Source organism: Bifidobacterium apri (genome assembly GCF_009299485.1).
Lineage (GTDB): Bacteria > Actinomycetota > Actinomycetes > Actinomycetales > Bifidobacteriaceae > Bifidobacterium > Bifidobacterium apri.
This window is the reverse complement of record NZ_WBSO01000001.1, coordinates 309410-324818: the sequence shown is the minus strand read 5'-3', so window position 1 is coordinate 324818 and position 15409 is coordinate 309410. Positions and strand designations below refer to the sequence as shown.

General features: G+C 58.8%; 9 protein-coding genes, 2 pseudogenes and 1 riboswitch. Of the genes and pseudogenes, 2 read left to right on the top strand and 9 right to left on the bottom strand.

Features of this window, described 5'->3' with window-relative positions:
• Positions 1–190: 190 nt before the first annotated feature.
• The 8 genes and pseudogenes from DSM100238_RS01185 to thiM all read right to left on the bottom strand — a co-directional run bounded on the left by DSM100238_RS01185 (position 191) and on the right by thiM (position 8794).
• Entirely contained in the window at positions 191–1531 is a 1341-nt protein-coding gene (locus tag DSM100238_RS01185; RefSeq protein WP_152354900.1) for an MFS transporter, read from the bottom strand.
• A gap of 520 nt (positions 1532–2051) precedes the next feature.
• Positions 2052–3095 carry a LacI family DNA-binding transcriptional regulator gene (locus DSM100238_RS01180; RefSeq protein ID WP_152354899.1) on the bottom strand — a complete coding sequence of 348 codons (1044 nt, stop codon included), beginning with the start codon at positions 3093–3095 and terminating at the stop codon, positions 2052–2054.
• 208 nt (positions 3096–3303) lie between these two features.
• A complete protein-coding gene (locus DSM100238_RS01175; RefSeq protein ID WP_152354898.1) occupies positions 3304–3687 on the bottom strand; it encodes a thiamine-binding protein in 384 nt (127 codons plus the stop codon).
• Positions 3688–3786: 99 nt separating this feature from the next.
• Positions 3787–3954, bottom strand: coding sequence for a hypothetical protein (locus tag DSM100238_RS09300; protein WP_167510959.1), 168 nt, complete (start codon positions 3952–3954; stop codon positions 3787–3789).
• 13 nt (positions 3955–3967) lie between these two features.
• Complete coding sequence (gene thiD / locus DSM100238_RS01170; protein ID WP_240812268.1) at positions 3968–4840, bottom strand: bifunctional hydroxymethylpyrimidine kinase/phosphomethylpyrimidine kinase; 873 nt, start codon at positions 4838–4840, stop codon at positions 3968–3970.
• Positions 4837–6750: pseudogene (thiC, locus tag DSM100238_RS01165) on the bottom strand (phosphomethylpyrimidine synthase ThiC); the annotation flags it as partial. The pseudogene thiC and the gene thiD, both read right to left, overlap by 4 nt.
• A 110-nt stretch (positions 6751–6860) precedes the next feature.
• Positions 6861–7620, bottom strand: a pseudogene (locus DSM100238_RS09670) (thiamine phosphate synthase); the annotation flags it as partial.
• A gap of 211 nt (positions 7621–7831) precedes the next feature.
• Positions 7832–8794, bottom strand: a complete 963-nt coding sequence (gene thiM, locus DSM100238_RS01160) for a hydroxyethylthiazole kinase (protein ID WP_152354977.1) — start codon at positions 8792–8794, stop codon at positions 7832–7834.
• Positions 8784–8892: riboswitch (TPP riboswitch) on the bottom strand. Its footprint overlaps the gene before it by 11 nt.
• Positions 8893–9126: 234 nt before the next feature.
• Here thiM and DSM100238_RS01155 point away from each other — a divergent pair.
• Together DSM100238_RS01155 and DSM100238_RS01150 are read left to right on the top strand one after the other, a co-directional pair.
• Positions 9127–10467, top strand: a complete 1341-nt coding sequence (locus DSM100238_RS01155) for an acyltransferase family protein (protein WP_152354897.1) — start codon at positions 9127–9129, stop codon at positions 10465–10467.
• Positions 10464–12260, top strand: a complete 1797-nt coding sequence (locus DSM100238_RS01150) for a hypothetical protein (RefSeq protein ID WP_152354896.1) — start codon at positions 10464–10466, stop codon at positions 12258–12260. The genes DSM100238_RS01155 and DSM100238_RS01150 overlap by 4 nt, the downstream gene beginning before the upstream one ends.
• 291 nt (positions 12261–12551) lie before the next feature.
• Here the strand turns inward: DSM100238_RS01150 and DSM100238_RS09610 are convergent, their stop codons facing one another.
• On the bottom strand, positions 12552–15374 hold the full coding sequence (locus DSM100238_RS09610) for a type IV pilus twitching motility protein PilT (RefSeq protein ID WP_276608007.1): 2823 nt from the start codon (positions 15372–15374) through the stop codon (positions 12552–12554).
• Positions 15375–15409 lie beyond the last annotated feature (35 nt).

Here is a 15409-nt window from a genome sequence, read left to right as displayed (position 1 = left end):
GGAAGTGTTGTTTGTCATAATCATCCTTGATTTGTTGTTGCTTCGTTGTTGACATTGTGCTGACCGTTTCCGTAAGACGGACGATTGCTTGGAAAAGCCTGTGGAGTTTACGGAAACGGCCAGCGATGAAATCGAGAACCGGGAATCGGGAAATTCCTGAGTGACGATGAACAGCGGTTATATGCAGGTGTCAGGCCTGGGAACCAGCTGCCGCCTCCATTGCGCGCTTCTGCTTGTCGGTATAGAACGGATCGCCACCGACTTCCTGATCGTCGCGCTTGATGACGAAGATGCCGTAAATCAACGCGGCAAACACAATGCCCGAGATGGTGAAGAAGGTCGGACGGTCGCCCAAATGGTCATGCAGCGCACCCAGCGGAGTGGAGAAGATTACCTGACCGATTTGGGAGGCGATCTGGAAGCCCACCATGTACAGGGTCGCGGACAGCTTCGTGTCGAAGTGCAGGGTGAAGTAGCGGAACGCAGGCAGGCAGAACAGCGGTACTTCAATCGAGTGGAACAACTTGACGATGGACACGGCGACTGGGTTGTGGAACACGCCACACAGGCCGATGCGCAGGAACATCACCGTGGCGCCCAGCAGCAGCGCGTTGCGCACGCCGATCTTGCGCATGATGATCGGCACGACACCCATCATGGCCGACTCGAGGAACACCTGGAACGAATTGAGCGTGCCATATGTCGCGTTGCCGATTTCCGTGGTGGGGAACAGGGAAGCGTAATAGTTCGGGAACATCTGCTGGTCGAACACGGTGTAGAAGGTGTTGGTCAGCAGCATGAACACGATGAGCACCCACAGGGTCGGCATTTTAAGGACGGAGACCATTTCTTTGAGCGACGGGTTGGTCGGGGCGGCATTCGGGTCGGCTTCCTTGCGCAGCTCGTCCTTCTGCTCGGAAGGAACCCAGAACAGGTAGACGCACAGCATACCCACGCCGAACAGCGAGGCAACCCAGAAGTTGAGCATCGGGTTGATGTTGAACAGGAAACCGGCGCACAAGGCGACAATCGCGTAGCCGAAGGAGCCCCAAGCGCGTGACTGGCCATATTCGAAGCCGAAATGACGCGAATAGCGTTCCGTGACCGCTTCGATGAGCGAGCAGCCCGCCATGAATCCGGCGGACAGCACCACCGAGCCGAGCAGCACGCCGATCATACGGACCGTGCCGCCGGCGTTGAGCATCGGTGCATACACGAACTGCACGAACGGGCCGACGCATGCCGCGATCGCCGAGACGATGACGACCAGGCGCCGCTTGATGCCGAGCTGGTCTTGAATCGTGCCGTAGGCGAACATGATGATGAGCGTCGCCAGTGAGTTGATTGAGTAGATTTCACCCTGCTGTGCGGAGGTCATGCCCAGGCCGTGCGTGGGATCGGTGAGCCAGCGGGAGAAGAAGGACCACCAGATGCCCCACGAGCAGAAGAACATGAAGATGCCGAATGAGCTTTGCAGGTAGGAGGGGTTGCTCCATGGGGACGGCGATTTCTTGGTTTGTGTCTTATCCATGATGGTCTCTTTCTGGTGGATGCCGCTGCTATGCGGTTGCGTCATCGTCCTTTGGCTTGTATCGATGTTGATTTGTCGGCATCAGTGATGAGCTGGCTTGGCAAGGCTGCTACGCCTTGCTGTAGCGATAACAATAGGGGGTAAAACGGTTTACGTCAATCGGTTTACGCACGGCGTGTCGTGCGGCTCGTAGGGGAGATGCGGCGTAATGGAGTGCGGTGGGGCGTGGGTGTGTGAGGGGTGTCCGGAGGCGTTGTCGGATGCGCGGTGAGACGCAGCCGGGGGAATCGGGTATCTTGCTGTGTGTGACTGGTTGGTCGCACTACATGGTGATACCGCCCGATTCGGCGGGTGGGTCCGGGGTATCTTGCTGTGGTGTGACTGGTTGGTCGCGCTACGGCGTGGGTTGCCTGGTTCCGTTGGTGGTTGATTGGTATCTTGCCACTGTGCAATCGGCGGATTAGACAGCCGATCGTAACAATCGCACCTGCTGCATCGCCACGTCCCCAGGCTGCGAGCACTACTCGCGCACCGACTTCTTATCGATGAGCTTGCAGTGGATCGCCGCCGGGATCGGCGCATCGAGCGGCGGCAGGGGAGCAGGCGTCTCCGGCCACACCGAAGTGTCGACGTCATGCCCTTCGATGATGGAAATCAGCCGACACGCCCCCCAATAACCCATTTCGTAATGCGGCAGTTCGACGGTGGTCAATTGCGGGTCGAGGGTTTCGGCGAACACGCGATGGTTGTCCACGCCGACCACGGAAATATCACGTCCCACAATCAGTCCCCGTCGCGCAGCGCATTCATACACATACCATGCGCGGGCGTCGTTGAAGCAGAAGAACCCGTCCGGCTTCTGCTCGTCGAACAGCTTGCTGACTGCTCGTAATGCCGGCCCGTTGTTGAGCACGTCGACGTGTAACGCGTCGTCGATCGGCATACCGGCGTCGCTGAGCGCTGCCTGGTATCCGTGCAGCCGTCGCGATTGCGCGATGAGTGGCTCCGAGCACCCGACGTATGCGATTCGTTTGCATCCCGCGTCGATCAGTCGTTTGGCGGCATCGTATCCGATTCGGAATTCGTCGGGTTCGACGCTGGGGAATCGTTTGCTTCTGTCGGTGGCATCGACGAGAACCAGCGGATAATCGGTGAGGATGTGAGGTACGTCGGTGATGCGGTTGGACATTTTCGAATACAGGAATCCGTCGACGCCGTAACGCATGAGCGCAGCAAGCTCTTGCTCTTCGTTCGCCATGCCGTCGGTGCTGACGGTGAGAAGCACATATCCGTATGCGCTGGCGGCGTCCTGTGCGCCGAGGATGATGCCGCCGGCGTATGGGGTGGTGGCGACTTCTTCGCTGATGAAGCCGAGCATATGCGTGCGGCTGGTGCGTAGACTGCGCGCCAGTTGGTTGGGACGATAGCCGAGTTTTGCGGCGGTCTGTCGGATGAGTTCCGCGGTCTGCGGCTTGACGTGTCCGGCATAACGGCCGTTGAGTACGAGCGATACGCTGGCTTTGGACACGCCTGCGATGTCGGCGACGTCCTGCATGGTGGTCATGGATAGCGTGGCCTTTCTTCTTGCTGTTGCTACCGGCGACCATTGTAAGCGATGTGTTGCCAAACTCGCTGTGCGCGCGTATTGCGAATCTTGTCGTGGTGTGATTGTCGTGTTGCACTCCGGCTGGATATCCCGGCTTGCGTCATCGCGTAGGCTGGCATCTCGCCGTGGTGCGACGACACTGTCACACCACGACCAGATACCGCTGTCACTTCGCCTGTTCGGGCTTCCCGTCGAGGATTTCGTTGACGAGTTCCTGCTTGGCGTGAATCTGCCCGCTGAATCCGGGGCGGATGTCCAGCCGGATGACCACATCAGTGCGGTATCCCTGCCCGGCGAGCTTCATGGTCGCATCGCGAATGGTGGCGAGCACCTGATCGAGATCGCCTTCAATATTGGTGAACATGGCGTTGGTTTCGTTGGGCAGCCCGGATTGGCGGATGACATCGACCGCTTGCGCCACATACGTCGATTTTTCAGGGCTTGCGCCGGCAGGGCTGATAGCGACGGCGGCGACGGTGTTGATATACGGTTTGCCGGTTTCAGGATCGACAGGTACTTCCTGACGTTCCGCATTGCGATCGAGGGTCATGCTTCGTCCTTTCTCATAGGATTCATGGGAATCCGTTACAGGCCGTTATCGGGTTGTGCGGATTCCGGTTGATTGTGTTGCTGATTTGATTATCTCCGGTCATGATGACGAGGAGCGTGCGTCGGCGGCGCCGATGATGGTGTGCACGGTACCATGCCCGGTGTCGTACCCGATTTCGAGTGTGACGCTCGGGAACCTGCATGCCTGTCGCGCGCATATCACGGCCACAGGCCTGTCGCCGTCACGGTCACGGCAATCGCGCCTCATCGTCATCCCCGCGTCAGCGTCGCCGCCACAGCCACGCGTGATTCATGGGCCCCGAACCGTGCCCTAAATCCAGTCCCGCGCCGATGGCGCCGGTCAGATACGCCTTGCCGTCGCGAATCGCCGACGTCAGTGTCTCTCCTCGTGCCAGTGCGCTCGCAATCGCGCTCGAGAGCGTGCATCCGGTTCCGTGCGTGTTGGGGTTGTCGATATGCTCGCCGCGGAACCAAGTCACGTTCCCGTCCGGTTCGGCCAGCACGTCGCTTGCGCCTTGCACGCTGTGCCCGCCTTTGACGAGAGCCGCGCATCCGTAGTTCACAGTCATGTGTCTGGCGGCGTCCGCCATCGCATCTGCGGTGTCGATTGAGCCGGCAGCCAGCCCGCAGAGCACTTCCGCTTCGGGAATGTTCGGGGTGATGAGCCGACAGAGCCCGAACAACCCGGTCAGGGCGCTTTCGGCGTTCTCGTCGAGTAGCCGTGTTCCGCTGGAGGAAACCATGACCGGGTCGAGCACGACGTTTGCGGCCTGATATGTTCGCAGTGCATCCCCGATTACTTCGATGAGCCGGGCGTTGGATACCATGCCGATTTTCGTTGCGGCAGGCGGAATGTCGGTGTATACGGCATCCAACTGGGCGGTGAGGATACCGGGGCTCACGTCTTCGACCGCCTTGACGCCTTGGGTGTTTTGCGCGGTGATGGATGTGATGGCGCTCATGCCGTAGACCCCGCACGCGAGCATGGTTTTCAGGTCCGCTTGGATGCCTGCGCCGCCGGAGCAGTCACTGCCGGCGATGGTGAGGACTGCGGGCAGGGTAGTGGTTGCGGCCTTCACAGGTCGGCTGGGCGAATCGTGCGAAGATGCGCGTGCCGGCAATGTGTCACTCATGCTCGGATTCCTTCGGTGGCGGCAGCGGCACTGGCCGCGACGCCTGTAGCGGTCCGGGCATCACCATCACCGTCACCATCACCATCGTCAGCAGCCTTCACGCCGCTCACATTCGCGCCGACTTGCACGCCTGCTGCGCCGCCGCGCGAGTCAACCCCGGCGACAATGCGCTCCTGTGCTGCTGCGTTCCCGTATTTCTTGCGGATATTCTGCGAAATCGCCATCGAGCAGAACTTCGGCCCGCACATCGAGCAGAAATGCGCCATTTTCGCAGGTTCCGCCGGCAGCGTGTCGTCATGGTAGGCGATGGCGGTGTCCGGATCATACGACAGGTTGAACTGGTCAAGCCAACGGAATTCGAAGCGAGCCTTGGAAATCGCCAGATCCCGGTCCTGCGCGTGCGGGTGGTGTTTGGCGATATCCGCCGCGTGGCAGGCGATCTTGTATGTGATGACACCTTGCTTGACATCATCCTTATTCGGCAGTCCCAGATGCTCTTTCGGCGTCACATAGCAGAGCATGGCGGTGCCGTATCGTGCGATTTCCACGCCGCCGATCGCCGAGGTGATGTGGTCGTAGCCGGGGGCTGTGTCGGTAGTCAGTGGGCCGAGTGTGTAGAACGGCGCGCCCTTGCAAATCGCCTGCTCCATTTCGATGTTCATCCGGACCGTGTCGAAGGGGATGTGCCCGGGGCCTTCGACCATCACCTGCACGTCATGATCCCATGCGCGCTGGGTGAGCTCGCCGAGCGTCATGAGTTCGGCGATTTGGGCGGCATCGTTCGCGTCGGCGAGGCTTCCGGGCCGCAGACCGTCGCCCAGGGAGAACGCAACATCGTACTTCGCGAAAATCTCGCATAATTCGTCGAAGTGCGTGTACAGGAAGCTTTCCTGCTCGTGCTGCATGCACCATTGCGCCATGATCGAGCCGCCGCGTGACACAATGCCGGTCACACGATTCGCGGTCAGCGGCACATATCGCAGCAGTACGCCCGCATGAATGGTCATGTAGTCCACGCCCTGCTCGCATTGTTCGATCACAGTGTCGCGGAACAGTTCCCAGCTGAGTTTGGTCGCATCATCCTCGACCTTTTCCAGCGCCTGGTACATCGGCACGGTGCCGATCGGAACGGGGGAGTTGCGCAGAATCCACTCGCGGGTGGTGTGGATGTCGTTGCCGGTGGACAGGTCCATGACCGTGTCCGCACCCCACTTGGTTGCCCACGTGAGCTTGTCCACTTCTTCGTCGATGGATGACGACACCGCGGAATTGCCCATATTCGCGTTGAGTTTGGTGAGGAATTTCGTACCGATGATCATCGGCTCGGCTTCGGGATGGTTGATATTGCAAGGCATGACGGCACGACCGGCTGCGAGTTCGGAACGGACGAGTTCGGTGTCGCAATGTTCGCGCGCTGCGACGAAGCGCATTTCCGGCGTGATGATGTTATGCCGCGCATACCACATCTGCGTGACCGGGTGTCCTGCCGCTTTCAATGGATTATGCTTGCGTCCACGCCATTCCTTGGTCGCTTTGCCGCGTTTGACCGCGCGCTTGCCGTCATCGGCGAGGTTGCGCTCGCGGCCTTCGTATTCGACGACGTCCCCTCGGTCGCGGATCCAGTCGAGGCGCAGTGGCGCGAGTCCTTCTTTCGGGTCGCATGCGGGGCCTTCGGTGTTGTAATCGTGGAACGGCGGGTTTGGGCCGACACCGGGGGTATCGGAGAGTTTGATTTCGGTGTAAGGCACGTCGAGGTCGTAGCTGCCGGATTCGTTCTCGAAATGGACGCGTTCGGTTTTGCGGATGTGTGCCTTGTCGCGTTGCGTGCAGCCGCGTGCGGCGATGTCGACGCGCTGCTGTTTGGCGAGTCGTGCGGCTTCCTTTGCAGCTTTCGCGTTGGTGAAGTTGCCGGATTTGGCGGCTTGTGAACAGTTGAGTGAGGTGGCGGGCAGGTTGCCGTCCGCCACCTCATTGGCGTCCCCCACAGATGTTGTCCCCGCTGCCGGTGCGTTCGAGATGGTACGCGCCGCGTATCCGTGATGTCCGCTGCCGCGCACGCTGCGCCACGCATCCACCATCGCTTGAGTGGTGGCTTTCGGGTCCTCAGCCCCGGCGATTGCCGAAACCACGAACCAGCCGGCGGCTTTGGAGGCTGCCAGATCGCGCATATCGGCGAGGGTCACACCTCCGCCGATGACAACCGGATAGTCGCTGGCGGCGCAAATGGTGTTGATGAGGTCGATGCTCAGGAAATGCTTGCTGCCGTCATTTTCGACGACAATGGCTTCGGGCTTGGTGGTTGAGGGGTGCAGCGGTGCGGCGCCGATGTAGTCGATGCAGCCGCTGGGCAGTTCGTTGATGAGTTTGACGAGGCTTTCGGTTTCCGCGCTCAATCCGATGATGGCATCGTCGCCGAGCAGCTGTCGCGCTTCGCGGGGGTCCATATCGTCTTGTCCGATGTGTACGCCGTCGACTTTGATGCCGAGGTTGCGGCACTGCCAAACCACGTCTACGCGGTCGTCGATGACGAATGCGACAGTGTCGGACTTGCCGTTGTCTTCGATGATTTGTGCGATATCGCGTGCGGTTTCGGTTAACTGTTTGGCGTCTGCGGTTTTGTCGCGCAGCTGGATGAACGTTGCTCCGCCTTGCAGTGCGTCGTCGACGATGTCGCCGACCGGCCGGCCTTTGGTGTCTTGCGAGCCGAGAATGCAGTAGGCGGTCAGGTCGAAGCTGTCGCGCATGGAGGCGTAGGGATACGGGTTGGATGGGTTGGTCATGGTGTTCTTTCTGTTGATGGAAGCCGGTATGGATTCCAAAGTATGTTCGGTGATGGCTTGAGGCTACAGAATATGCGAACGATTCATCCGCTTGATACCAGATATGGCATGGTGATATCACGCGGCGGAATGGTTACGTTTGCATGCGTACCGCCGGACGGTACACGCCCCGGCAATCGGCACGACGCCGCGATGTAGCGTAGCGTGCCGGTCAGGCGGATTCAGCGGTGATTGGAGACTGGGAAACCGTCTGCGCAGTGGTGTTCCACAGGGCGTCCAGGAATGCGGTCTGGAAGCTGCCCGGACCGTGGCTGGCACGCTCGGCTTCTTCACTGGCGCGATTGTACAGGGCGCTCGCGGTCAATGCGGCGGTAAGCGGATCGGTTACGGCGAGATAGGTGGCGGTCACGCCTCCGAGCGAGCATCCCGCTCCGGTGATTTTGGTCATCATCGGGCTGCCGCCGGGCAACCGGTAGACGGTATCGCCATCGGTCACGAGGTCGGTTGCGCCGGACACGGCGACCGCGGCACGGTGGTTTGGAGCGTATCCGCGCAAATACCGAGCCATAATGATGGCGGCGTCACGTGCACTGTCCACATCATCCACCGCCTCGACACCGGCCGGTCTGGTGGTGTCGGTGTGAGGGTCGGCGGACGGGACGTTGAGATCCCAGATTCCCGCCAACGCAATGATTTCCGAGGCGTTGCCCCGCACGATGGTCGGGGGAGCGGAGCGGAAAGCCCAGAGAATGGCGGAACGCGTCCTGCCGATTCCGGCGGCCACGGGGTCGAGCACCCATGGGTGTTGCGCGGCGTGCAATGAACGTGCGATGTTGCCCAGAGCGTCTTTGAAGAATGGCAGTAGGGTGCCGACGTTGATATACGTGGCTTTGGCGATGGCCGCGGTATCGATGATATCGTCCGGCAGGTAGCTCATTGCCGCGGTGCCTCCTGCGGCAAGCTGCGCGTTAGCGACAAGGTTGATGGTCACGAAATTCGTGAATGACTGGGCGAGCGGGGTGGTGTCCCGCACGCTGTCCACGGCTTGGGCGATCAGCTCGCGTTGGTGATCGTCGTCGGCGAGCGGCGTGGCTTCGGTATGCGCGCTGAATCGCTTGGCGTCGTCAACGATGGACGAGTTGCCACTGGTGTCTGGTGATGCGTCTGTGCTCATCATTGCTCCCTACGCTGGTTCTAACCAACAGGTTCTAAGGGTCAGGCACGTTGCCTTTCTCAGCCCGACCTTGCGGCTGGGCTCCCCTGCATTGGATTATGGGAGCTATCGTAGGAATGCCTGTGGACACGGATGCGTATTCCGGCTCCCATGGTGTCTGGCGCGCAGCGCTTGCCGGTTGTTGGCATGTTGTACAGTGTGTAGTAATGACAACGATTGCATCCTAATGTCGGGGTTGCTGTCATTGAGTACAGTGTTGGCGCGTGATTCCAACGTGGTAGAGCGTGCCGTACTGGAGAGAGTGAGAGCCGGGGCGAACGAGAGAAGAAGGCATGGCGTTGAATCTGGCCGACAATGTGCACAAGAGAGCGTCCGAAGATTGCACAATGCATGTTGAAACGCATGCTGAAACGCACGCTGCCACAATGCGCAAGGAACCGCGTTCATCATCGCGCGATACCGCTTCAGCTTCACCGTTCAGTCCGGTAATCCGACGATGGAGAAACCGCGAGTCGGGCGTTGAAGGTTTGCGCATCATCGCCATGGTGATGATTGTTGCGTATCACGCATACCGCTATGGTATCGTGGAGCAGAACATTGCTCTTGGGTCGTCGGCGTTTGACCTTTTTATGCTGTCTTTGAGTCCGTTGGGGAAAACCGGTGTTGCCATCTTCTTTCTTATCTCTGCCTGGTATTTATGCGAGCGTGAAGCGCCCACCTTCCGCTCGTCATTGAGAAAAGCCTGTTATCTTGAGCTTGAAGTGCTGATGTATACCATTGTTCTGTTTGCGGAATATCGTATTCTCGTGCCAAACGCCTTGCTGTCGGTAGACGATATCGTAAACAATCTGTTCCCGATTTCTTCGAATGCTTTGTGGTATGCGACGGCGTACATTATGTTTCTGCTGCTATACCCGTTTGTCACGGCGGCGTTGCGTGCTATCGGCCCGAGTATGCATGCTCGTTTGGCATTGGTGATGTTTGCGGTTTGGGGTGTTGCATATGGTTTGACGCGGTACGCAACGTGGGAGTTTCCGACATGGAGTTTCATATATTTCATATATTTATACATCTTGTTGTCGTATTATCGCTGGTATTTGCGTGAGATAACACCTTCCACGGCATGGCTGATGGTTGCGGCAGGGTGTTTGATTTTTGTTGTCCATATCGCTTCTTGCGTTCTTGCGTTCCGGTATACGGGTAACCACAGTTATATCAACAAAGATCATCTGTTTTTGACAGAGGAAGGAAAGCTTCCTGTGTTGCTGGTGGCGTTTGGCCTTGTATCGTTGGCCGTTCGTTGTCATCGACGCATTATCGGAGTCAATGCTGTGGCATCGGCGATGTTTGGCGTATATGCGTTGCATGATAATGCTTTGTTGCGCAACCTGTTGTGGACAGGAACGTTCTCCATGCGTCAAGTTGAGACTTGGCGTGCTCCTATCGCTGTAGTCGTCGCTGCTATTGTGTGTATTGTCGTGTTCGGCACAATCGTTGATATTCTTCGTCAGTTGTTGTTCGCAATGACCATCGATAAGCATTACAACACTTGGTTTGATGCTGCCTATGATTGGTTATACAGCTGTAAAGTGGCGCAGTGGTTGCGCGCATCGCTTCAACCGGTGAGGGGGATCGTGCATGACGTGTACGATACGGAAGGACGGGCATCGTGAGTAGTGCTGTTGAAGGAAGTGTACCGGTCTCGCGGCGGTCTACTGATGCGCGTCGCACGTACCGCATCCGCAAGTGGCTTGCCGTTCCGAAGAATCTTCTTCATATTGGAGTGTTGACGGCGTATATCGCCGTCGTTATCACGGTGATGTGCTTCCATGAACCGTGGTTCGACGAAGCGCAATCGTGGCTGATGGCCCGTGACTGCTCATGGCATGATTTGTTGCTGGTGCGCCCGCATTACGAGGGGCATCCGCCGTTCTGGTGGCTGTTGCTGGCGATTCCTGCGCGTCTTGGCGTGCCATACGAGTGGGGGTTGAAAGGCGTGCAGCTGATAACGGCGATCTTCCTCGTGTGGCTGCTGGTGTTCCGCTCGGGATTGCCGGAAGTGCTGCGCATCATACTGCCGTTCACGTATTTCGTGTGCTATCAATACGGCGTGACTTCGCGCCCCTATGCGCTGATGATGGCAGCAATGGTGCTGACCGGAATATCATGGCGCAATCGCGATGACCACCCTTGGCGGCTGATTGGATCGCTGATATTGCTGTGTTTGTGCAGTGCATACGGTGTCGTACTCGCCGGCGGTATCACGATGGTATGGGTGTGGCGCGTGTGGCGTCAACGCGGAATGCGCGGTGTGTTGATGGGGTCGAAACCTCGTCTGGCGGGTTGGTTGGTGCTCTTGGCTGTGGCGATTGGAATCATCACGCTGATCTTGCCGAAACCGAATACGTATGACAGCGGTTTGAAGTTGCTTACGGATTCGCCGCTTCCAAGTACTTGGGAGATGGTGTTGCGATTCTGGTTCTGTTTGCCGTCAGAGATGATGTTCACATCAGTGTTCACTGATACTATGCTGAGTTCTGTCACCGCATTGACATGGGAATGGGTGATGATGGCCGTCATTTCCGGTCTCGTATGGGCGGTGTTTATCCGTTTTGCTTACCGGCGTGGCGAACTCGGGTTTCTGCTTGTCCCATACGCGATGATGTGCGTGCTGGGGGCCAGATATTTCGCGATTCATCATGTGGGAATTATCTTGGGGTATTTCATCATGGTGCTGTGCGTGCTATGTCGGGATTCTCCTTTGAACATGGATGATGTTCCGGCATGGATGAAGACCGTGGGCGGTCGGATTTTTGCGCGGATCAGCCAACGTGACCGTTCGCTGGTTGTCGGCATGGGCAAGTGCCTCGGAGTGCTGCTGCTGAGCATCAGTGTCTATTGGAATGTTTTCGCGTGCGTCACCGATGTACTGTACCCCTACTCTCAAGCGCGGGCTGTGGCTTCGCTGATTAAGCGTGGGAATTTGCAAGGTGAGCGGATGATGTCCGGCTGGACACGTACGCCGGCGACGAAGGCGGAACAGCAGGAATGGGATGGCGAGTTCTGCGGCGGTGGTAATAATTGCATTGATTTCACGACGTGGATTGCTCCTGAACTCATTGTTGCGAACCCGTATTTCAGTAAAAACTTGGCATCGAATTCGTTCAATGATTTGAGCTATCTGCCGTGGTACCAGCCTGCTGGGCAGGCCCAAAAAGACCTTGAATCGTGGAAGGGCGAGGAAGAGCCGGCGCTCTATTTCACACGTTTCCAGCCGTTTTATTTCACGGAATTCGGGTATGATCGCGACGACTATATCAAGGTGAATTATGTGCGTATTGTCCGTCCGTGGAAGGATCAGCGCGCGGTAAGCACATGCAGCGTGTATATGCGTAGGGATGTGTATCGCAAGGTGTTCCACAAAGAAGCGCCGAACACGCTGACTGTAGATGTCGATATCAGCTGAGGTCAGCAGAAGCCCCGTTTTCTGCTTCTATCGACGCTGAGTGGTGTGTGAGCGTCGGCAGAGGGTTGTGGTTTTGTTTCTACCGACGCTGATGGGCATGTGAGCGTCGGTAGAAACAGGTAGAAAACCTTCTGCCGACACTGACAGGCATCTGAGCGTCGGCAGAAACAGGGGGATGACCGGCCGGTAGGACCGGGACGGGGCCGCCCTTGGGCCGATTCGTTCGGCTGGGGGCGATTCGTTCGGCCGGAGGACTGATTGTCACCGGCCGGGTCGGCCCCCGGCTTGCGGTCAGTAGGCGGCGCGGGCTTGGACGAGCTTCTCGAATTCCTTGCGGTCCTGGCAGCGTTTCTCGGCGATGTCGAGCTGCACGTCGCCGCGGTTGACCAGCCGCGCCAGGTCCTGGTCCAGCGTGTGCATGCCCAGGTCGCCGCCCGACTGCAACTGCGTACGCACCTGATGCGTCTTGCCCTCGCGGATCAACGCGCTGATCGCCGGCGTCGCGTACATCACCTCGGTCGCCGGGACACGCCCGTGCCCGCTCGCCTTCGGCAGCAGCGTCTGTACGATCACCGCCCGCAACGTGGACGCGACCTGCACGCGGATCTGCTGCTGCTGGTTCTCCGGATACACGTCGATCAGACGATCCACCGTCGAGCCCGCGTCCTGCGTATGCAGGGTCGCGAACACCAGGTGGCCGGTCTCCACGGCCGTCAACGCCGTGCTGATTGTCTCCAGGTCACGCAACTCGCCCACCATGATGATGTCCGGGTCCTCACGCAACGCGTGCTTGAGCGCCTCCGCGAAACTCAACGTGTCCGTGCCCACCTCACGCTGGCTGACCACGCAGTTCTTATGCCGGTGCACGAACTCGATCGGGTCCTCGATCGTGATGATATGGTCATGCCGCTCCGCGTTCGCCTTGTCCACGATCGCCGCCAGCGTGGTCGACTTGCCCGAACCCGTCGGGCCGCACACCAACACCAGGCCGCGCGGCAGGAGCGCCAGGTCCGCGATCTTCTGGTCCAGACCCAACTGCGTCACCGACTTGATCTCCAACGGGATCGTACGCAACGCCGCGCACACGCCGTTACGGTCCTGATACACGTTCACACGGAACCTGACCAGATCCCCGATTGCGAACGACACATCCAACTCGAGCTCCTGCTCGAACCGCTGCAACTCCTGATCCGTCGTCATCACCTGCACCGCAGCCAACGTCCGCTCCTTATCCCAGACTTGGCTTTCCGGCACTGGCGTGAGTCGCCCATCGACTCGCAGCATGGGGTTGTCGCCAACCACCAAGTGAAGATCGGACGCGTTGAGTTCCACCAGACGGTACACCGCGTTGATGAATTCGGTGTCGGCGTCGGGATGCTCGCGGAACATTGTTTGTGCGACCAGCTGTGCCTTTTCGCGACGCTTTTTGAGGACGGCGTTGTTTTTTCCGCTGTCGTCGGTCGGCGGTACGACGAAGGTCGGCGCCTGCAGATTGACCTGCTGGTAAGAGACATTACCCTGTGCAGCCTGCTGGGCTCCCGTTTGCGCGGCTTGTGCTGATTGTGCCTGACGCATCTGCTGCGCTTGGATCGCTTGCGCCTGCATGCGCTGCTGGTAGACCTGCATTTGTGCGGAGCTGATGGTGGTTGTCGCTGCGGCTTGCTGGTTTTGCGCTTGCGCTTGTGAAGCCTGTTGCTGCGCTTGCATCTGCTGGAGCATGGCCTGCTGGTACGCAGCGTACTGCTGCTGACGGGCTTGTGCGGCTTGCTGTTGGGCAAGATATTGCGCTTGCAGGGCTTGCACCTGTTCGGCTGTCGGCGTTTGAGTAGGTGTTTGGGTTTGGGTTGCTGATTGCTGTTCGTTCATGGTGTGCGATTCGTTGGAAGTGGTGGTGGTTGGTGTGTTGACTTGTTGTTGTGCGGCTTGCGTTGATGGTGCGGTTGACTGAGCTTGTGCAGCATGCTCGCGCGTGCTCGTTTGCCCAGATTCGGCGGCGGGCTGATTGGCTTGTTGACCGGCTTGCGCGGCTGGCTCGGCAGTCTTAACCGCGGCAGCAGCAGCCTTGTCGGCATCGCTGGCATCACCTGCTGTGGCGCCGGTGTCAGCGGCAACGGGTTCAGACGCATCCTCAGCAGCGTCAGCAGCACCAGCTGCGTCGGCAGCGCCTGCAACGGTCGCGTTTACGGCAGGATTGCCAACGTTTGCATTACCGTCCGCGTTGACATTACCGTCCGCGTTGGCATTGCCGGCTTCGCTCACATCGCTGCTGTTCTCGCCAGCTTCTGCGACTATCGCGTTCTGTCCCTCGCTGAGGATCGGAGCGCTGATCGGCGTGAGCGTGCCGGTGAGCGTCGCATACGTTTTCTTGCGTTCATCGTCGAAGTCGTCGAAGTCGTCGAAGTTTTCCAAGTCGCCTGGTTTCAGGCCGAGCGACGCTTCGATTTGCACGTCGTCCCGGCTGTTGATTCGAGCTGATTGCTGCGCCAGCTCTGCCAGTGAACTGTCGGAGGGCAGGGTTTCCTCCGGCTTTGCTTCGTAGGATGATTCGGGGAACAGCTTGGGCTTCTGGGCGTCCTGCTTTTCGTAGTATGCTGAAGCGTTTTCGTCAAGCATGGCGAAAATCTTCTTCATACCGTCGTCGAGGTTTGGGTCATCCGCGCGAATGGCGGTTTTGTCGGAGAAGTGACGCCCGCGCTGCACTTTGTCCGAGTAGAACGGCGTGGTGTTGGGGATGGTGACGCCTTTGAGCCCGCTGAGGTAGGAGTTGCTGCGTGATGCGCCTTCCTCCAGGATTTCTTCGGCGGCGTCAGCGGCGGAATCTGAATCTGTGGGTTCGGATTCCGGATTCTCTTCTGATTCAGCTTGATGACCGGCATCTGTTGCGCCAGATTCGCCAGATCCGACTTTGGCAGGTCCGCCGTGCGTATTGGCGCTATCCGTGGTATTCCCTGAATCGTTAGCAGACTCAGCTGGCGTTGCCGTCTGCGCCTGTTCTTGCAAGGCCAGAGCGGCGGATCCGTCCGCGCCGGTGTTGGCAGGGGAGCTGACGGCAGCGCCTGTCTGACCGGTGGATCCGCCTGATCCGACCTCCTGCTGCTGTATATCGTCTGTCATACTGTGTCCTTGTGTCTCTTCTCTTCTGGCGCGCT